The 19,940-nt window shown below is 52.8% G+C and carries 16 protein-coding genes and 2 pseudogenes; 6 read left to right on the top strand and 12 right to left on the bottom strand.

From position 1 onward, the window contains the following. Positions 1–45 precede the first annotated feature (45 nt). From WCC56_RS10970 to WCC56_RS10920, 11 genes and pseudogenes are all read right to left on the bottom strand, one after another. The gene (locus WCC56_RS10970; protein WP_424692402.1) at positions 46–1,725 is read right to left on the bottom strand and encodes a methyl-accepting chemotaxis protein; all 1,680 of its coding nucleotides are present in this window, start codon (positions 1,723–1,725) and stop codon (positions 46–48) included. 123 nt (positions 1,726–1,848) lie between these two features. After that, positions 1,849–3,519, bottom strand: a complete 1,671-nt coding sequence (locus tag WCC56_RS10965; RefSeq protein WP_424692401.1) for a methyl-accepting chemotaxis protein — start codon at positions 3,517–3,519, stop codon at positions 1,849–1,851. A gap of 195 nt (positions 3,520–3,714) precedes the next feature. After that, positions 3,715–4,212: a chemotaxis protein CheW gene (gene cheW, locus WCC56_RS10960; RefSeq protein WP_424692400.1), complete on the bottom strand. Its 498-nt coding sequence runs from the start codon at positions 4,210–4,212 to the stop codon at positions 3,715–3,717. A gap of 24 nt (positions 4,213–4,236) precedes the next feature. Further along, entirely contained in the window at positions 4,237–6,207 is a 1,971-nt protein-coding gene (gene cheA, locus WCC56_RS10955) for a chemotaxis protein CheA (protein ID WP_424692417.1), read from the bottom strand. Positions 6,208–6,217: 10 nt separating this feature from the next. Then, positions 6,218–7,258 carry a flagellar motor protein MotB gene (motB, locus tag WCC56_RS10950; protein ID WP_424692399.1) on the bottom strand — a complete coding sequence of 347 codons (1,041 nt, stop codon included), beginning with the start codon at positions 7,256–7,258 and terminating at the stop codon, positions 6,218–6,220. A 3-nt stretch (positions 7,259–7,261) separates the two neighbouring features. Further along, entirely contained in the window at positions 7,262–8,149 is an 888-nt protein-coding gene (gene motA, locus WCC56_RS10945; protein WP_424692398.1) for a flagellar motor stator protein MotA, read from the bottom strand. A gap of 129 nt (positions 8,150–8,278) precedes the next feature. Further along, the gene (flhC, locus tag WCC56_RS10940; RefSeq protein WP_424692397.1) at positions 8,279–8,857 is read right to left on the bottom strand and encodes a flagellar transcriptional regulator FlhC; all 579 of its coding nucleotides are present in this window, start codon (positions 8,855–8,857) and stop codon (positions 8,279–8,281) included. Next, positions 8,857–9,210 carry a flagellar transcriptional regulator FlhD gene (gene flhD / locus WCC56_RS10935; protein WP_424692396.1) on the bottom strand — a complete coding sequence of 118 codons (354 nt, stop codon included), beginning with the start codon at positions 9,208–9,210 and terminating at the stop codon, positions 8,857–8,859. Before flhD ends, flhC begins: the two co-directional genes overlap by 1 nt. Positions 9,211–10,150: 940 nt before the next feature. Beyond that, positions 10,151–11,581: an alpha,alpha-trehalose-phosphate synthase gene (gene otsA / locus WCC56_RS10930; RefSeq protein WP_424692395.1), complete on the bottom strand. Its 1,431-nt coding sequence runs from the start codon at positions 11,579–11,581 to the stop codon at positions 10,151–10,153. Then, positions 11,578–12,365 (bottom strand): annotated as a pseudogene (otsB, locus tag WCC56_RS10925) (trehalose-phosphatase). The gene otsA and the pseudogene otsB overlap by 4 nt, the downstream one beginning before the upstream one ends. 324 nt (positions 12,366–12,689) lie before the next feature. After that, the gene (locus tag WCC56_RS10920) at positions 12,690–13,871 is read right to left on the bottom strand and encodes an HD-GYP domain-containing protein (protein ID WP_424692394.1); all 1,182 of its coding nucleotides are present in this window, start codon (positions 13,869–13,871) and stop codon (positions 12,690–12,692) included. A gap of 246 nt (positions 13,872–14,117) precedes the next feature. On the opposite strand from WCC56_RS10920, the gene umuD reads away from it, so the two are divergent. From umuD to WCC56_RS10895, 5 genes are all read left to right on the top strand, one after another. After that, positions 14,118–14,537, top strand: a complete 420-nt coding sequence (gene umuD, locus WCC56_RS10915) for a translesion error-prone DNA polymerase V autoproteolytic subunit (protein WP_424692393.1) — start codon at positions 14,118–14,120, stop codon at positions 14,535–14,537. 123 nt (positions 14,538–14,660) lie between these two features. Beyond that, positions 14,661–15,278, top strand: coding sequence for a TetR/AcrR family transcriptional regulator (locus WCC56_RS10910; protein ID WP_424692392.1), 618 nt, complete (start codon positions 14,661–14,663; stop codon positions 15,276–15,278). An 83-nt stretch (positions 15,279–15,361) separates the two neighbouring features. Beyond that, the gene (locus tag WCC56_RS10905) at positions 15,362–16,306 is read left to right on the top strand and encodes an alpha/beta fold hydrolase (RefSeq protein ID WP_424692391.1); all 945 of its coding nucleotides are present in this window, start codon (positions 15,362–15,364) and stop codon (positions 16,304–16,306) included. Positions 16,307–16,342: 36 nt separating this feature from the next. After that, complete coding sequence (locus WCC56_RS10900) at positions 16,343–16,888, top strand: TetR/AcrR family transcriptional regulator (RefSeq protein WP_424692390.1); 546 nt, start codon at positions 16,343–16,345, stop codon at positions 16,886–16,888. Further along, positions 16,885–18,021, top strand: coding sequence for an MFS transporter (locus WCC56_RS10895; protein WP_424692389.1), 1,137 nt, complete (start codon positions 16,885–16,887; stop codon positions 18,019–18,021). The genes WCC56_RS10900 and WCC56_RS10895 overlap by 4 nt, the downstream gene beginning before the upstream one ends. Positions 18,022–18,213: 192 nt before the next feature. On the opposite strand, the gene WCC56_RS10890 is transcribed toward WCC56_RS10895, so the two are convergent. After that, positions 18,214–19,428, bottom strand: coding sequence for a multidrug effflux MFS transporter (locus WCC56_RS10890; protein WP_424692388.1), 1,215 nt, complete (start codon positions 19,426–19,428; stop codon positions 18,214–18,216). Between the two features lie 306 nt (positions 19,429–19,734). Between WCC56_RS10890 and WCC56_RS10885 the strand changes: the two are divergent. Further along, a pseudogene (locus WCC56_RS10885) lies at positions 19,735–19,940 on the top strand (DNA polymerase V subunit UmuC); the annotation flags it as partial.

The raw sequence follows: 19,940 nt of genomic DNA, 5'->3' as shown, positions 1-19,940 counted from the left end.
AAGCCTCCAGGTTTTGCCGCCCAAAGCGGACGGCAAAAAATACGGTTAGAAAGTTTCCCAATTGTCGTTAGATGTCGGCGCGGCCAGCGCTTTACGCGGGGCGGCGGCAGGCATCAACAGCGGGTTTTTATTTGCCTTACTGCTATTAACGGCCTGGATGGCATTTTCTTTACGGATTCTGAATACGGCGACAGCCTGAGTCAGTCTGCTGGCCTGTTCTTCCAGTGCAGCCGCCGCCGCTGCAGACTCTTCTACCAGCGAGGCGTTCTGCTGTGTCACGCGGTCCATCTCGGTGACAGCGGTGCCAACCTGGTCGATGCCTTTGCTCTGCTCATCAGAGGCAGAGGCGATTTCGCCCATGATGTCGGTCACGCGGGTGACCGCGCTGACGATGTCCGCCATGGTTTCGCCTGCGCTCTCTACCAGCACAGAGCCGGTATCCACGCGAGCAACCGAGTCTTCGATCAGTCCTTTAATCTCTTTCGCTGCCTGCGCACTGCGCTGGGCCAGGTTACGGACTTCACCAGCAACCACGGCGAAGCCACGACCCTGTTCACCGGCACGGGCCGCTTCCACGGCGGCGTTCAGGGCCAGGATATTAGTCTGGAAGGCAATACCGTCGATCACGCTGGTGATGTCAGCAATTTTCTTCGAGCTTCCGGCGATGTCGTTCATGGTTTTCACCACGCCATCCACCACTTTTCCGCCTTTCTGCGCCGTTTCTGACGCGCTGAGGGCTAACTGAGAAGCCTGACGGGCGTTCTCGGCGTTCTGCTTCACCGTTGCGGTCAGCTGTTCCATACTGGCAGCGGTTTGCTCCAGCGAGGCAGCCTGCTGCTCGGTACGGGAAGAGAGATCGTTATTGCCTGCGGAGATCTCGCTGGCACCGGTATAAATGGCATCGGAACCATCACGAACATCGCTTACCGTCCGAACCAGTGACTGCTGCATCTCTCTCAGGCTGTCTGCCAGCTGGGTCATTTCATTGCGCCCTTCTGACTCGATAGACTGCGTCAGGTCGCCGCTGGCGATATGACGGATATGCTCGATATTGGTTTTTAAAGGACGCAGCAGGATGGTGTAGATGCCGCTCCAGGCCAGCGCAATCACCGCCAGGGAGATAATCAACACGGCCAGCAGCAGCCATAAGGTGTGCTCATAAGCTGTTTGATTGGCTTCCGTTCCCTTCGCGGTCAGCTGGTTGTTAGTTTCCAGCCACTCGTTGTAGGTTTTTTCAAACTGGTTTTGATAGCTCTGGGTCGGCTGAGCGATGAAGTCAGTGAACTTGCCGGTCTGCATCATCACAATCAGCTGCTCAAGCGCATCGTGCAGCTGCTGATAGCCATCGTGAAGCTGTTTGACGTTTTCCGCCGTTTTGCCTTTTTCAGACAGGTTGGCATTGAACACTGCCAGCGATTTGTCGGCCACATCCAACTCTTTCTGTGCCAGCACCAGCAGCTCTTTTACCGTGGCACCCGATCCCATCTGATTGGCATCCTGCAGATAACGAATGCCCGCACGGTTCAACGTATTACGTGCCTGAACCAAAGAGACCCAGGACGTCCCCATTGACTGCTGCAACACCCGCAGACGTTGGTTAAAAGCAAAATTATCTTTGTCATTTTTGACCGTCTGGAAAAACAAACCGCCGGTGCCAAACTGCAGCAACGCAAACAGCACCAGGACGCTGACCAGGCCGGTAACAACCTTTATACGCTTGAACATGACTACCTCAGGAAGGGACACAATTGGCACTGTTATCGGCACAGGGGCTGGGATCTTTATGCAGTTATCCGCCGATCGCTCAGCGGATAATCTTATGACGGCATTTTTACTGGTGAGGAGGGATTAAAAAGTTTCCCAGTTACTGTCTGAGGCGACCGGCGCGGTGGCTTTACGGGCAGCCGGCTGAGCAGCACGTTTTGCCGTTGCTGCTTTGGCTGCGGGTTTAAAACCCTGCTCCTTACGCACGCGGAACACCGCTACGGCCTGAGTCAGACGGCTGGCCTGATCTTCCAGTGCGGCAGCTGCGGTTGCAGACTCTTCCACCAGCGAGGCATTCTGCTGGGTTACGCGATCCATCTCGGTGACTGCGGTGCCAACCTGGTCGATACCTTTGCTCTGCTCATCGGAGGCAGAAGCGATTTCGCCCATGATGTCCGTCACGCGGGTGACCGCACTGACGATATCGGCCATGGTTTCGCCCGCCGTACCGACCAACTGGGTGCCGCTGTCCACTCTGGCTACAGAGTCTTCAATCAGCCCTTTGATCTCTTTGGCGGCCTGAGCACTCCGTTGTGCCAGGTTACGTACTTCACCAGCGACCACGGCAAAGCCACGTCCTTGCTCACCAGCACGGGCAGCTTCTACTGCGGCGTTGAGGGCCAGGATATTGGTCTGGAAAGCAATACCGTCGATCACGCTGGTAATGTCGGCAATTTTCTTCGAACTACCGGCAATATCACTCATGGTTTTCACTACGCCATCCACCACTTTTCCGCCTTTCAGGGCAGTTTCAGAAGCGCTGAGGGCCAGCTGAGAAGCCTGACGGGCGTTTTCGGCGTTCTGCTTCACCGTTGCGGTCAGCTGTTCCATGCTGGCAGCGGTTTGTTCCAGTGAGGCAGCCTGCTGTTCAGTACGGGCAGAGAGGTCGTTATTCCCAGCGGCAATTTCACTGGCACCGGTATAGATAGCATCTGAACCGTCGCGCACGTCGCTTACCGTCCGCACCAGTGACTGCTGCATCTCCAGCAGGCTGGTAGCCAGCTGAGCCATTTCGTTACGGCCTTCTACTTCGATGGTGTGCGTCAGGTCGCCGCCCGCAATATGGCTGATATGGGCAATGTTGGTCTGCAGTGGCGTAATCAGAATTTTACGTAAGCCGATCCAGCACAAGGCAATCAGTGCCAGAACCAGCACCATTACCGTCCCGATCACCCACAGCATTTTGACGTAAGCCGCTTCATTGGCCTGAACGCCCTTCACGGTGATTTCATTCAGTGCTGTGCGCCACAGGGTATAAGCCTGCTGCATCTCAATTTGCTTCTGTTCAATGTTCAGTTTGAACATTTCCGGCAGCTGCTTGCTCTGCATCAGATCCAGCATGGTTGCCAACGCTTTGGAATAGATCACATAGTTTTGTTCAAGGGATTCGACCACTTTCGGATCGATGCCTTTGGTATTTGGAATGGACTGGTACACCGCGTAGGCTTTATCGGCATCCGCCAGCAGTTTTTTCCCCTGGTCGGAAATCCCGGTCAGCGAAGCACTGTTGATGCTGTCAGCCGTTTCACTCTGCAGGCGCAACATGCCGCGGTTCAGGGTGATACGAGTCTGGTTCAGTGCAATCCACGCGTCGGTCAGCGCCGCCACGTTGTCACTGGAATTCTGAGCAATAGAGAAACTTTCTTTGTCGCTGGTCAGCGCGCGAATAAACAGGCCGCCAGAGATCAGCTGCAGTGAGCCAAAAACCAGCAGGACCAGCAGAAGACTGGTGACAACTTTAATGCGTGTGAACATAGAGAACCCTTGGTGTGTAAAAGTAATGACAACACCGGATCTATCGGCTTTTCAGGGCCATACTTTATGTTGTGAGAAAGATATTTAGCGGGGATTTATTTTGCTTTATAAAACAAAGACCAAATAATATTGTAACTAAAAAAAGGGCCATGCGGTGTGCGCACGGCCCTTTTTCAACAGGAAAAACAACGGTTATCAGGCGCTACGCAGCACGTCGACCAACGCCATCTCTTCGCTGTTCAGCAGCTTTTCGATATCGACCAGGATCAACATACGATCGCCCAGCGCACCCAGGCCGGTCAGATATTCGGTAGACATCGTCACCGCAAACTCCGGAGAAGGACGGATCTGATCGGTAGTCAATGACAGCACGTCAGAGACGCCATCCACCACGATCCCGACCACGCGCTGTTCCAGATTCAACACAATGACTACGGTGTTTTCGTTATAGCCAACATCAGACTGAGCAAACTTAATGCGCAGGTCGATAATAGGCACGATAACGCCGCGCAGGTTAGTCACACCTTTGATAAAGGAAGGTGTGTTGGCGATACGGGTAACCTGATCGTAACCGCGGATCTCCTGCACTTTCAAAATATCAATGCCGTACTCTTCGTCACCCAGCGTAAACACCAGGAACTCCTGACCTACGGTTTCGCCAGTGAGTTTAGAGACAGTTGCCATTCCATTCATAATTCTACCCTTAATCGGTTAAAGTCAGGCTGCGGCTCCCGCCACACGCTTTTCACGGTTGAGAGACTGCAGAGCCGATACGTCGACAATCAGCGCCACGCTGCCATCACCCAGGATGGTTGCTGCCGAGATCCCCGGCACTTTGCGGTAGTTGCTTTCCAGATTTTTAACCACCACCTGGTGCTGACCAATCAGCTGGTCGACCAACATGGCATACCGTTTTCCGGCGCTCTGCAGGATCACCACAATGCCCTGAGTGGCTTCCGTTTTTGCGCCCTGCACATCGAACACGTTCCACAACTCAACCAGCGGCAGGTATTCGCCACGCACTTCCAGCACGCGCTCGCCACCGGCCAGCGGATGCAGATCGTCTGCCAGCGGTTGCAGCGATTCCATTACCGCGTTCAGCGGCAAAATGAACACTTCGTTAGCCACCCGAACGGACATGCCGTCGAGGATCGCCAGCGTCAGTGGCAGCAAAATACGAATGGTGGTGCCTTTGCCCTGCTTTGAAGAGATTTCGACGTGACCGCCCATCTCCTGAATATTTCGTTTCACCACGTCCATGCCCACACCGCGACCAGAGACGTCAGTCACCTGCTCAGCCGTGGAGAAGCCTGGGGCGAAGATCAGCATGCCGACTTCTTCATCGCTCATCGACTCGCTGACCGGCAGGCCAGAAGAGAGGGCTTTCGCGAGGATACGTTCACGGTTCAGACCGGCACCGTCATCCACCACTTCGATGCAGATGTTGCCACCCTGATGTTCCGCAGAAAGGGTCAAATTACCGACCGCCTTTTTGCCTGCGCCAACCCGTTTCTCAGGTGTTTCAATACCGTGATCCAGGCTGTTACGCACCAGGTGAGTTAACGGGTCAATAATGCGTTCAATCAGGCTCTTATCCAGCTCAGTCGAACTGCCCTGTAAGGTCAGCTCGACTTCTTTACCCAGCTTGCTGGCTAAATCGCGCACCAGACGTGGGAAGCGGCTGAACACATATTCCATCGGCATCATACGGATGGACATCACCGATTCCTGCAGGTCACGGGCGTTACGTTCTAACTGCCCCATGCTGTTCAGCAGTTCACCGTGGGCTACCGGGTCCAGTTCACCCGAACGCTGAGCCAGCATTGACTGAGTGATCACCAACTCGCCCACCAGGTTAATCAGCTGGTCCACTTTCTCTACGGCTACGCGGATACTGGTCGATTCGCTGGCTTTCGCTGCGGCTTTTTTCGGGGCTTCACGTTTCACTGGGGTGATATCGGTCACCGTGGCCAGTGAAATCGGCTCTTCTGCAACCCCTTCAACCACTGGCTCGGCGGCCTGTGGTGCAGCGGCAGTAGTCAGGAATTTGATCTGCGATTCTTCAATCACAAAACAGAGCACCGCTACGATGTCATCCTGATCAACGGAAGAATCAAGGGTCACTTCAACCGACGTCTCACCTTTAACCACATCAGAAACCGTGCCCAGATTCCCCAGTTCTTCCAGCATCAACGGAATTTCTGAAGCTTTCAGGTCCACCAAAGCCAGTCTCAAGCCTGCGGCAGCAACCGGCGCATTCGCCGCTTCGGCCAGCGTTTTTGGTGGCTCAATCACTTCACCTTTGGCTTCAAGAGCCAACTGGCGCAGGGCCTGACAGATGTATTCAAACGTCGCGGCATTGGGTTCCGTGGCGGTTTTATAGGCATCCAGCTGTTCTTGCATAATATCTTTGGTTTCCAAAAACAGGTTGATGATATCGGTGCTCAGCTGCATTTCGCCGCGACGAGCGCCGTCGAGAATATTTTCCAGAATATGCGTGGTTTCCTGTAATACAGTGAAACCAAAGGTACCCGCCCCGCCTTTAATCGAGTGGGCTGCACGGAAGATAGCGTTAAGCTGCTCCGAATCCGGTTCCTGTGGGTCTAACCCCAGCAGGTGTTGTTCCATGTCGGCCAACAGTTCATCGGCTTCATCGAAAAACGTTTGATAAAAATCGCTAATATCCATGCTCACGGGATCACCTCTGCTGTGAGTCGCGATCGGTCTGAGCCGCCGGTGCCGGATGAGCCGGAGCGAATGCTCTCGGGGTTACCTGGTCGCCTGCCTGCCCAGCCACTGGGGGTTGAGGGTCTGGTTTTTTTGTGGCATCGGACGGTATCGCCGGTGCGACTATTTCTTTAAGACTGCCTGGATCGCTGTCGCTGATTTGCATCGCGTCGCTCTCCGAGTTTTCTTTCTCAATCTGCTTTTCGGTGTCATGGTTCAACACCAGCAGACTGATTCGACGGTTTACTGCATCATCCGCGCCGCGGTTTTTTAATCTCATGGTGTCGGCCATTCCGACAACACGCAGCATCTTGCCGCCATCCAGCCCGCCGCTCACCAGTTCACGCCTTGAGGCGTTAGCACGATCGGCTGACAGTTCCCAGTTACTGTATCCGCGGTCACCGTTGGCATACTGAAAATCATCGGTATGGCCGGCAAGGCTGATTTTGTTCGGTATATCGTTCAGGACCGGCGCAATAGCTCGTAAGATATCGCGCATATAAGGCTCTACTTCCGCACGACCGGTTTTAAACATCGGCCGGTTTTCACTGTCGATAATTTGGATGCGCAGCCCCTCTTCCACCATATTGATGATCAAATGTGGGCGCAGGGCTTTCAGCCTTGGATCCGCTTCAATCAACTGGTCGAGCTTTTCACGCAGACGATTAAGGCGGATTTCATCCAGCTTGCGTTTCTGCGCGTCCATATTGACAACCTTGTGAACCTCGCCCGATTTCTGAGTAGGGTCTTCACCACCGCCAGGAATGACGCTGATGCTTTCGCTACTCTTCGATCCCCCGGTCAACGCCACTTTTAACGGCGTTTTAAAGTAATCGGCAATCTGCACCAATTCCTGAGGGTTAGAGATTGAAAGCAGCCACATCACCATGAAGAAGGCCATCATCGCGGTCATAAAGTCGGCATAGGCAATCTTCCATGAGCCGTGACCGCCCTCATGTCTTTTATGCTTCTTTTTCTTAACCAGAATAATGGGGTGATTGTTATGCTTCATGCGTCATGCGTCCTGGTCTGAAGTCTGTTTCGCTGGTGATTTTGCGTTACGGACATGCTCCTCCAACTCGGTAAACGACGGTCGGTCGGTTGAGTAAAGCGTCTTACGACCAAACTCAACTGCGATCTGCGGCGCATAGCCATTCAGGCTGGAGAGCAACGTCACTTTGATGCACTGCATCATCTTGGTGGTCTCGGCACATTTCTGGCGTAAAACCCCGGACAATGGAGAGATAAATCCGTAGGCCAGTAAAATGCCCAGGAAGGTTCCTACCATCGCGTGAGCTACCGATGCCCCTAACTCTGCTGCCGGGCGATCGGCTGAAGCCAGCGTATGTACCACACCCATTACCGCCGCCACGATGCCGAAAGCGGGAAGAGAATCGCCTACCGTTTGCAGTGCCGTTGCCGGGACTTCGCATTCATGTTCGTAGGTTTCAATCTCTTCATCCATCAGCGCCTCGATCTCAAAGGCGTTCATATTGCCGCTGACCATCAGTCGCAAATAGTCGGTAATGAAGTCCACCAATCTTTTATCGGCAAGGATGCGCGGGTAATTAGCGAAAATTTCACTTTCCTGCGGACTTTCAATATCCGCTTCGAGTGACAACATGCCCTGCTGGCGGGATTTGGCCATAATGCGATACAGCAACGCCATTAAATCCATATAAACGGCTTTGTTATATTTGGAGCCTCGCATTAATAACGGCAACGATTTCAGGGTGGCTTTTATGGCTTTGCCATTATTGCCGACGATAAAGGCACCCAGGCCAGCGCCGCCAATGATCAACACTTCTGAAGGTTGATAGAGAACGCCAAGGTGGCCGCCTACCATCGCGTAGCCCCCCAACACCGACCCGAGTACCAGGATATACCCAATAATAATTAACACACTAGATCCTTACGTCTGGTGACGTGTGGGTTGAAGAAGAGCGCTTCAGATTATTTCTACCCGCCGCAGGCAAAAAAAAAGCAGCGGTTAAATAACCGCTGCTGGATGCATTCCACGTTGTGAGGAGAATTAAACGGCTTGTTTAATCTCTTCCTCCAGCAGTTGTGAAATGTTATCGGCAGATTCCCCGATAAGTTTACGTCTTTTTACCGCACGGGATGGCGGCTGGCACAGGCTGCAGACAAAGCTGCCGGCTGGCTGATGTGCATGGTTAATAAAACTGCCGTTGCAGCTTTTGCAATCGCACAGTTCGAGCATTCCGCTCTCAACAAACCGGACTAAGGTCCAGGCGCGAGTCAGCGCCAACAGCGGGCCTTCGTCCTGTTGCGGGCACTGTTCAAGATAGAGTCGGTACGCTTTGATTACCGCGTCCACACCCTTGCTCAACCCGCTTTTGAGAAGGAACTGCCAGGCATTACAGAACATAGAAGAGTGAATGTTCTGTTCCCAGGTCATGAACCAGTCGGTTGAGAATGGCAGCATGCCTTTTGGGGGTGGGCTGCCACGCAGTTCTTTATATAATTTAATTAAACGACCACGGCTCAGCTGCGTTTCGCTTTCTAACATCTGCAGACGCGCACCCAGCGAGATTAACTCCATCGCCAGTTGGATATCACGCGCTTCCTGAACAATACTTTTCTCGCTCATTAGCTAGCTCTCTTCTTAGGCAACTCGTCGTTTTTACCCGACACAGTGCGTAATAAACGGCTGGACAACAGAATGCCGGTATGGATTTGTTGTAAATCATCCACGCGGGATTCCTGCGTTAAGCGAGTAATTGTATTGTGGTCGTTAAAACGGAACTGACACACCAGCTGATTCGTTTCAGCTAATTTAACCATTTCTGGCAGCGTTAACTGAGAGAGTGTGTCAGCCATGGCTTCATCGATGCCGAGACGGAACATCGCGGAAGCTTTTTCCTGGTTTATGAGGCGTTGAGCAAGCAATAAATAAGACAAGTTGATGTCGTAAATATGTTTGAGTAATTCTGATGTACCCATTTTTTTTTTTCATCCTGACTAACACTACTTAAACGTTTGCGGCTTGTGCCGCTACCTTGGTTGCTGATTGGTAAATCTAAGTTGGCAAATAATCTAGTGGCAGAAGCCAAACGTTTGCGAAGCTGGAAGGTGCCCTAATGGCGTCTGTCCAGAAAGTAGTCATTAACTCATTTTGCCAGTTACTGCGTCCCTGTTTTCGCCCCTTGTTTCTGACGATTAAGTCAGACTTATCTTACTTCTCTTTAGGACTATTCCGAAAACAAGGCAACTCTATCCCCTCTGATTTCGACATACAACGCGGACCAGACTAAATTTTAGATAAAGTGTGACGCAGATCACACTTTTGGGCTTAATTAACTAAAATAACCCTTCAGCATTGCTGTTGATTAGTTCACTAACTAATCATTTTCACCCCTTTTTGTTAAAATTTAACAAACCTGGATCATTTCCAAATGAAAACGATTCTATTTACGAGTATTAAACGGAACGGGAACTTGATTTAGATCAATATCAGCTTAATTATCCGTATTGACAAAAATAAACAGAATTTTATGCTGGTTTTATTGGGTAGGAGGCGATGACAAAGTAGTCACGCAAAGTGACAGTCAGGGGTGTAGTTGTTGACAAAAATGTGACATAACGCAGGTTTCTATCAGCAAGCGATAACGTTCCGTAAGCCTTATCTGGCTTGTGTTTAGGGCATGTAAAGGGATGTAATTGATGGTTACATTAGTGATGTGAATGTTTTGGCGGGAGAGTGGCTTACAAGGAGAGTATCGGCAGCTGGGGAGCAATCTTTAGTAATCAGGCGAAATTTTCGTTACTTTTCTTATAAATGGCACTTTTTTAGTGGAAAGTTAGACCTCTGTCTCAATTATGCTGCTGATTTTGGACGAAAAAAAGGGCGATCTGTGATCGCCCTTCTGATTACTGGCACAGATTATGCTAGTCGCGGAAAGGTCGCGACCTTATTGGCCTCTCCCTGCTCCGGCGTGCGCAGCTCAACCGCCTCTAAATCCTTCAGATAAGATTTACGCCAGTGGCTGATATCGTTCCTTCTCAGCACGGCCATCATGTCGTTGTAGCGAGAGATACGCTCGTTCAACGGCATAGTCGCAGCCTGGTTCAGTGCCGCAGCCACTTCATCACGATCGTAAGGGTTCACAATCAACGCAGAAGTCAGCTCGTTAGCGGCTCCAGCAAAGCGAGACAGGATCAGCACACCCGGATCGTTCGGGTCCTGAGCGGCGACATATTCTTTCGCCACCAGGTTCATGCCATCGCGCAGTGGCGTCACCAGACCGATATCGGTCAGGCGGAAGATTTTCATCAACAGACGGCGATCAAAGTGCTGATTCAGGTAATACAGCGGGGTCCAGCCCAGCGTGCCGTATTTGCCGTTGATGCGCCCTGCTTCCGTTTCCAGCTGATGACGGATGTCCTGATAGGCCTGCACGTCCCCGCGTGACGTTGGGGCAATCTGCGAATAACGGATCTTGCCATGATGCTCGGGGTAGTTTTCCAGCAGCGCTTCATAAGCGAGAAAACGCTCTGGCAGCCCTTTGGAATAATCCAGACGCTCACAGGCAATGATATTTTTTGCCTCGCCCAGATCTTTCTTCATCGCTGCCATTTTCGGCGGCAGTGGCCCTTCCGCCATCTCTTTAATGCTGTCTGGCTCAATCCCGATCGGATAGACCTCTGTGGCAAAGTTGTTGCCGAAGGCGCGATGCTGCTTGCCCTTGGTCTGCAACTGAGTCATTAACGACAGGCACTCCAGGAACGCCGTGCGGTCACTCTCTGTCTGGAAGCCCAGCAGATCGTAATCACACATCATTTCCAGCAGCTCATTGTGAGGCGGCAGCGCATTGAAGATTTCCGGCGTTGGGAACGGAATATGCAGGAAGAACCCAATGCGGTTATTCACGCCTAACTTGCGCAGCGCGGCCGCGAAAGGCAGCAGATGATAGTCATGGATCCACAGCACATCATCCGGCTTCAGCAACGGCAGCAGGCGATTTGCCAGCAGCGTGTTGACGTTGCAATAGCCATCCCAGGCTTCACGCTGGAAGTTGACCAGGTCAAGCCGGTAGTGGAAAGCAGGCCATAACACCGCATTGGAGAACTGCAGATAATACAGGTCGTAATCGTTTTGATTCAGCCCGAAAGAAGCGTAAGTGACATTGTCCTGTTCAAACAGGTCCATATCTTCGTCATCTTCACCGATTTCATTGATTTCGCCGTTCCAGCCAAACCACAGTCCACCGGTGGTTTTCAGGGCATCCACGATCCCAACAGTAAGACCGCCTGCGCTGGCCTTGGTCCCATCAGGTACAGCGATGCGGTTAGATACGACTACTAAGCGACTCATAACCTTAACTCCTTACCGACGTTGTTTCGTCTTGATCTAGTTGTAATAGTGTTTGTTCCAGCCAGTGGTAAACAGCCGCTACATCCGGTAACCGGAAACTGGCTTCCGTTTGTCCTTCGCCCACTTTAATGGCTACGCCTTCCATAGCATTGATAACGGTAAATCCAGCTTCATCTGTCAAATCATCGCCGATGAATACAGGCGTCCTGCCGGCGAACGGGGCTTGCTGCATGATCGCGTCAATGGCAGCCCCTTTGTTTACGCCCTTCGGCTTCAGTTCAACCACACATTTTCCCGGTTGCAGAGCCAGCATCGGGAAACGTTCGGTCATCGCTTCGGCCAGCGCCAGCACCTCTTGCTGATAATGTTCCGCACGCCTGTAATGCAGCGCGAAGGCCATTCCTTTGGTTTCAAGTTGGGTGTCTGGCAGCTTTGCCATCGCCTCGCTCAGTAAAGAAGAGAGCGAACTCGCGACGTCTTCCGGCAGTGAAAGGCGTTCAATATTGTCCTGGCCATCGCGTCGTTCAGCACCGTGAACGCCAGCCAGAGGGAGATGTAAAGGTGCCACTAATGCGTCCAGTTCAGCCATTGGCCGGCCCGAAACCAGGGCAAGCGCACCTTCTGTCAGGCGGCTTAAGCGGTCCAGATGGGCAATGACTTGCTCGGGGATAAACACTTCATCCGGACGGGACTGAATGGCAGCCAGCGTGCCATCAACATCAAAGAAAAAAGCATACCGGCCACTGGCGGCTAACTGAGGCGCGGATTCATTCTGGGTGTTCAAAGTATTCCTCCTGATTGAGTATGTTACGGCGATACATTCATCAGGCTTTGGTGCGGCCCAACTCACGGGGGAGGGTCAGATTACGTCTCTGAATCACCCACAACGCATGAGGAAAACGCAGCAATATCAGCATTCAGTATAGTCGCTGATCCCGACTCTGCCAGACAATGCGCGGCTTTGAGCGCGGATCACTGCGACTAACCTGCCAAATAACTGGGGAAAAAGACATAGGAGAAAGGCGAAATATTGGTGGGGATGACTCGGAAAAACTGTGAGTGAAAGGGGTAAGGCAATGGCGGAAACACTCCGCCTTTTGCGCAACCTTCAGGCCACTGGCTTCATCCACAGCGCATCAATATTGATGCCGTGCCAGTGGGTAGAGTCTTCCGGACCGGTGATGCTGTCCCAGCAGAAGCGATCCGCCAGGTCGATTATATTGGGTGACAGGGTTTGGTTAGTCACCAGTGAATAGAACACGCAGACTTTAGGTTGCAGCAGCGAGCCTCCGCTCGGTTCTGCGACCACCGCAATTCGTCCAGAAGCGAGACGAACAACGGAACCAACAGGATAGATCCCCACGGCCTTCACAAAGGCGAAAAAGACTTTGCGGTCAAAGTGCCCTTCCCAGCTGGCCATATGGTGCATGGCGCTGGCCGGATTCCAGCCAGCCTTATAAGGCCGGTTAGAGGTTACGGCATCATAGACGTCGCAGACGGCCGCCATCCGCGCCAGCAGCGAGATATTTTCGCCTTTCAATCCATGCGGGTAACCACGGCCATCAAATTTTTCATGGTGATGTAACGCCACATCCAACAGGTCATCGTCTCCGCCGCTTTTGCGCAGCAGCGCTTCACCGATCACCGGATGTTGCTTCATGATATCGAACTCGGCGTCGGTCAACTTGCCTGGCTTATTCAGGATATCCAGCGAGATACCGGCTTTTCCCACGTCATGCAGCAAGCCGGCCGTTCCCGCACGACGCACCTGTTCCTCATCCAGCTCTAACTGCTGGCCAAGCGAAATCATCAGTGCGCACACCGCAACCGAATGCAGATAGGTGTAATCATCATGCGTCTTCAGCCTTACCACGCTGAGCAGCGCAGCAGGATGTCGGCTGATTGAGCCGCCAATTTCATCCACCAGCGACAGCGTGCTGGCAGTGTCAATGGTACGTCCCAGCCGGGCATCGCTGAACATATCCATCACCTGCCCTTTGGCATGCAGGCAAATGGCCTGCGCCTGCTCGATTTCTTCGTGCAGGCTTATCGGACCACGCGGCACGTCCGCCTGATCTTCTTCAATCTCTGCATCAGTTTCGTCCGGAGCCCGCCCTTTAGACAGATCGATCCAGACTTCTTTAATGCCGTTTTCTGCAATCACCTGGATCTGCAAGTCGGTGGACAGCAACATGTCGTTGTGGACTAAAGGGTGTTTTAGCCAGAAAACCTCCAGCTTATGCACATACATCCCAACGCGCAGTTCCTGTACCTGAATTCGCTTAATCATCCTGCGCCTCTTCGCCAGTTCCTCCATTCAGCACAGGTATCGGCCCTGGCTGAAAAAGCTTCAGTGATTGCGGCTGGTGAACGCATTATTTTACATTTTCCCCCTGGCCCATTTTCACCCGTTTTTCTGGAAAAAACTAAATTCCCCACCAGAACAAGCGCGTAGGGTTTTCCGCTGATTAAGCGGTTGATTGCCAGCGCCGATCGATAATACTGTATATAAACACAGTAACCTTGAGTCATTACCATGAACCTGCACCAACTCACCGATTTTCCGCTTCCGCTTGCGCTTCCGTTGTTCGTTGAACGGGTTGCCTGCGGGTTCCCTTCGCCGGCTGCCGATTATGTAGAATCGCGGATAGACCTGAACGAACTGCTGGTCAGCCATCCCAGCGCCACCTACTTTATCCGCGCGGCGGGGAATTCGATGATCGAGGGCAATATTAATGATGGTGATCTCCTGGTGGTGGACAGCTCGTTAAAACCGCAGCATGGCGATCGGGTGATTGCCGCTATTGATGGCGAATTCACCCTGAAGAAGCTGCAGCTGACGCCCTGCGTTAAGCTGCTGCCGATGAACCCCAGCTACGCCGCCATCGATATTGACGACGAAGCCGGGCTGAGTGTGTTCGGCGTGGTCACTTTTATTATTTATGCGGCTCGCTGAGTTTTGGCACTCGCAGAGCGATCGCCGTTTACCCTCTCGTTGCTTCCAGCCGAGTGAGAACACGCTTGCCAGCCATGCTGCTTTCTGGCACTTTGGAAACAATCGTTCCCATATTGGATTATCATGAATAACGCTCCCCTCCCTACCAGCCAAATCAAAGAGCGCGGTCGCCCAAGAGAGTTTGATGTCGGGTTGGCGCTGGATAACGCCATGCTGGTGTTCCGGGAAAAAGGCTTTCATGCCGCCTCAATCGCTGAATTGGGCGAGGCGATGAACCTCACCGCTGGCAGCATCTACAAGGCTTTTAAAGATAAGCGGACGCTGTTTCTTACCGTTTTTGAGCGTTATACCTCATTGCGTAATTCCGCGCTGCGGGGGCGTCTGGAACCCTTACAGACGGGCCGCGAGAAACTGGCTGAGCTAATGAGGTTCTATCTTGAATCCGCTCAGGATAGTGAAGGAAGACGCGGGTGCCTTGTTGTCGGCAGCGCATCGGAATTACAAGTACTGGATGAAACGCTATCTGAGTTGGTTCGTCAGGCGGTGATACGCAACAAAAGCCTGCTGACTTCATTGTTAACCCAGGGACAGCAAGATGGATCGGTGTCTGCCAGGCTGCACGTTGAAACCGCAGCAGAGCTGATTTTATGCCTGCTGTTTGGGATGCGCATTGTCGGTAAGATGCAAAACATCACCGATCGGGAGGCTACGCTCGGGCTGGCAATGAAGCTGCTCGAGTAAAAAATTTATCCATTTAGGAATCGTTCATTTCCTAATTATCATGTCTGCATGATCTGCAGGCAATCACATCAAGAGGTGCCACTATGGAACATCCTTTACCAGACAACGTCACAGCGATCCCGCCCCGCCGGACAGAGGCAGCGCCTACAACCTTCGCTGACAGCAGCCTTCCCGGCTTCGAACACCGCTATGCCACCGTTGAGGGAGTAAGGCTGCATTACGTGATAGGCGGCAATCCACAGGGCGAAACTCTGGTGCTGCTCGCCGGTTTCCCCCAAAGCTGGTATGCGTGGCGACAAGTGATGGCGCTCCTTGCGCCGACTTACCACATTATCGCGCCCGACTTGCCTGGTCAGGGCGATTCAGATCGACCGGAAACAGGTTATGACACCAGCTCGCTGGCTGAAAAAGTTCACGGCCTGCTCAGCTCACTGAATATCACCAGCTACTCTCTGGCAGCGCACGACGTAGGTGCCTGGGTTGCCTGGCCTTATGCCGCTTTATACGGTGAAGAGATTAATCGCCTGGCCTTGCTGGATGCCGGTATTCCAGGCATTACGTTGCCAGACGCCCTGCCCGTGACGCCGGACAAAGCCTGGAAAACCTGGCACTTCGCTTTTCACGTCATTCCTGACCTGCCAGAAGCGCTGATTGCCGGACATGAACGCGTCTACCTTGAGTGGTTCCTGAAACGGAAAACGGCCTGCCCTGACGTCTTTTCTGAACAGGACATGGCGGAGTATTTGCGTATTCTGATGAGCAGCGGCGGTTTGCGTGCTGGTCTTGCTTACTATCGTTCAGCCGCGCAATCCGCTCAGCAAAACAGAGAGCTGCAGGCTAAAGGCAAGCTTAAGATGCCGATCCTCGCCATCAGCGCCGATCAGGGCTCAATCCCCGATATGGCCGCTCCCTTACGACCTTTCGCTGAAAATGTCTCAGGCGTGATCGTTCCTCATTGCGGGCACTTTCTGCCAGAGGAACAACCGCAGGCGATTGCTCGCGAGCTGGGCGCTTTTTTCAGCGGCTGATTTGCAAAAGTAAAACGATCGGTTTACTTTTAAAGAATGAAAAAGGAACAGGACATACTGCAGGCCGCTGAGCGGCTGTTTTACGCTAACGGTTTTCACGCCACCAGCACCGACAGAATTTGTAGTGAAGCGGGCGTCTCAACCCGGACGCTCTACCGCTACTTTCCTTCAAGAGAAATGCTGACAGAAGCGGTGATGAATGCGCGAAAAGATCGGTTCTTTGCCGCACTGCATCCTGTGGAACACCCGGCAGCGGTAGACCAGCTGTTTAGGGTGCTCGGCACATGGATGCAGGATTACGGCTCGTCTGGCTGTTTCTTCCTTAAGGTCTGGGGAGAATATGCGGAACAGGATGTCTGGCTGTCGGCGCTGGCGCTGGATTATCGCTATGAGATGCGGGAATACATCGCCGCCTGTGTACGCCATATGCCCGGAACGCACAGCGAGGTGCTGTCAGATGCAATCTGGATCTTGTTTGAGGGCGCTATCACGGCGGCGTTAGTCGCTGGCCCTGAGGCCGCCCTTCGCGCGGGTCAGGCTGCGGCGCTGCTGACCTCTCCCTCTTCAGCGGCCGATCGATGAAAGCTTCCGTCACCCTGGGCATCACGGGCTTCTCCCTGATTGCCGTCACTTACGGCATGGCACGCTTTTCCTGGGGATTGATGATGCCGGAAGTCATTCTGGATATCCCTTTCAGCCCGCGAGTGGCAGGCTATATTTCCGCCTGTAGTTTTGCCGCGTACTGCCTGGCTGTTGTGGCTTCGTCTCTGTTGGAGGATCGGTTTAGCTCACGCTTTATGGCGATAACCTCTGCCTGCTGTGCCGCTGCAGGATTAGCCGTGGTGGCTGTGGCCTGGTCATCCGTGATGCTGGCAGCCGGACTGTTCATCGCCGGTCTTAGTCCAGGTTTAGCCTCACCTTCCCTGGCCGACGCCGTTAACCGGGTTGTCACCGCGAAGGATCAGCCCCAGCTGAATACCCTTATTAATTCGGGCACCAGCGCCGGGATCATCTTATCAGTCCCAGTGTTGAGCTTTCTGCCAGGAGGGTGGCGCGCAGCCTGCTTCGCCTTCGCCTTATGTGCTCTGTGCTGTCTTCCAGCGGTCATTCGCTGTCTGCCACGCGGGCAAGCCACTGCCCGTAAAAATACGCCAGGCTGGGGTAAGACTCTGCTGCAACGCCCAATGCTAAGCCTGATCCTGATAGCCTTCTTCAGCGGGATAGCCAGCGCGGCCTGGTGGAATTTTGGGCCGGATGTGCTGCGCCATCATGTTGCGGTTGAAGCCAGTACCGTTAATCTGTTGTGGCTGGTCAGTGGTGGCGCGGGGATTATTGGCGCCATCACCGGTCCGCTCGCTGCCCGTATCGGGCTGAGTCAGGTTTACCGTCTTTCGCAACTGGCGATGGCCGTACCGCTGGTGTGGCTGGCATTCAGCCACCAGATGCACTGGTGGCTGTTCGCTGCGGTAGCATTTTGCGGCGCGGGATACGTCACGTTATCAGGCGTTTTGCTGGTGTGTGGTGTCTCAGTGGCAAAAAGTTCTCCAGCATCAGGCGTAGCCGCCGTTTTCTTCGCTCTCGCAGCAGGCCAGGTCGCGGGCGCGGTCTTGTTTGGTTTACTCTCTGCTGGCACTGGCGTAGTGGCTGCGCTCAACGTATTTGCGGTTATTTCAGCTGCTCTGATCCTGTTACCTCTTCCTCAACAGCAATCCTGAAGTAAATAAATTTCAGCAGGTGTTCACCGTTATTATGCCAGTAATGCCATCGGCTCACTGCCAGTCGATACAATTGGCACCATAATCCCCGACACAGAGGCTGACTTATTTGATTACGGAGTGGGATCCGCCAGTGTTAATCAGAAATTCTTATTAATCCGCGAACCCTGCCCTGTCTTAATTTGTTCAGGGTTAGTCAGGGAGAGCCTGATGTACCCGGGTAGACAGCGCCATGACGGCACTGGCAACGGTAAAGGCAGCGATAATCCATGCCATCGTCCAGGGTGTACCGTCGCTAAGAAGAGCCAGTAACAACGAAGAGATAATGCCGCTACCGTACTGCAATGCGCCGATTAATGCGGAAGCCGACCCAGCAACGTTTGGCACGGCATCCAATGCGCCTGCAGTGGCCGTTGCGGCAATAATGCCGTTCATGGAAAAGAACACAAATACGGCGACCACGATCAGCATCACGCCGCCAATATTCAATTTGGTGGCAACAGCCAGAACAAGCGCGGCTACAGCGGCGATAAGTGTGGCGAATTTAAGTAACGCTTCCAACGAATACCGGTGAACCAAACGTCTGTTGACGAGACTGACCGCCATCAGCCCGACGACATTCAGCGCAAATAACCAGCCAAAATACTGTGGGTCGATATGAAAATAGCTAATGTAGACAAAAGGCGAACCGGTAATGAACGCGTAGGCAGCCACGTAGTAAAACGTCACGCACAAGGTAAAGCGCATATAACGGGCATTTGCCAGTAACGCTGAATAATGTCTAAATGCGCTGGATAAACTGGCTTTCGTTCGTTTGTCTTCTGGTAATGTTTCCGGCAGCCAAAATAAAGAGAGCAGCATCACTACGCCGATAACCGCCAGCAGCCAGAAAATGGCGTGCCATGAAGTGACTTTAATCAGTTGTCCGCCGATCAGTGGCCCGGCAATAGGCGCAATGGCCATAATGACCATCAGCGTAGAAAGCATTTGCGCCGCGCGGGTCCGGCTAAACAGGTCGCGGACCATCGCACGCGCCAGCATCGGCCCGGTACAAGCCCCCAGAGCCTGAAAAACACGCCAGAACACAATGCTGGTGATGTCATCTGACAACGCGCACCCTACCGATCCGATGATAAATAAGGTCATGCCGATAAACAGCGGGATCCGGCGTCCCAAATGATCGCTTAATGGCCCCCAGATTAATTGGGCAAGACAAAATCCAATCAAAAAGCCGGTGATAGTTAATTCTGCATCGCCATGCAGGTCTTTGCTCATGGCTGGCATGGCCGGAAGGTAAATGTCGGTAGATAAAGAGGTAACAGCCATTAGCGCACTGAGAATAATGATAAAAACAATGCCGGTGGTGTGGACTGCTGCGGTACGTGCTGACGTCCGGGACTCGATCATGGTGATCCAATAAGTTGCGGATAATCCGGCATTCTACTGGGATCCACGCTCTGGATAATCTGGCCAAAACGGATAGACACCATGAATACAATTCACTAATGAGATCCCCTGACACTTCAACTGTTTTCAGGAATCTTTCGGCATACATCTTGATCCTTTCTGGCTATCGCTGATACTGTATATAAACACAGTTAAACGAGATGATCACTATGCTGTTTATCCCCCCGAAAAAATTGACCCAACTACGCTGCTTTCGCCCGGTGAAAGCTGTTGATGTTGTTAAAATAATAGTGAAATCAAACTGAGATGTTTGCTCTTGTAGACGTCAACAGCTTTTACGCCTCTTGTGAGACGGTGTTCCGCCCTGACCTTTTAGGACGGCCTGTCGTGGTGCTTTCCAATAACGACGGCTGCGTGATTGCGCGGAATGCCGAGGCGAAGCGGCTGGAGATCAAGATGGGTGCGCCCTACTTTAAGATGCGTGATGAGATTCAACGGCATAACGTGGCGGT

Origin of the sequence: Erwinia sp. (assembly GCF_049696395.1) — a bacterium.
In the GTDB taxonomy this organism is placed as follows: domain Bacteria; phylum Pseudomonadota; class Gammaproteobacteria; order Enterobacterales; family Enterobacteriaceae; genus Erwinia.
The sequence above is the reverse complement of the archived record's forward strand: the minus strand, read 5'-3'. Positions and strand labels throughout refer to the sequence as shown.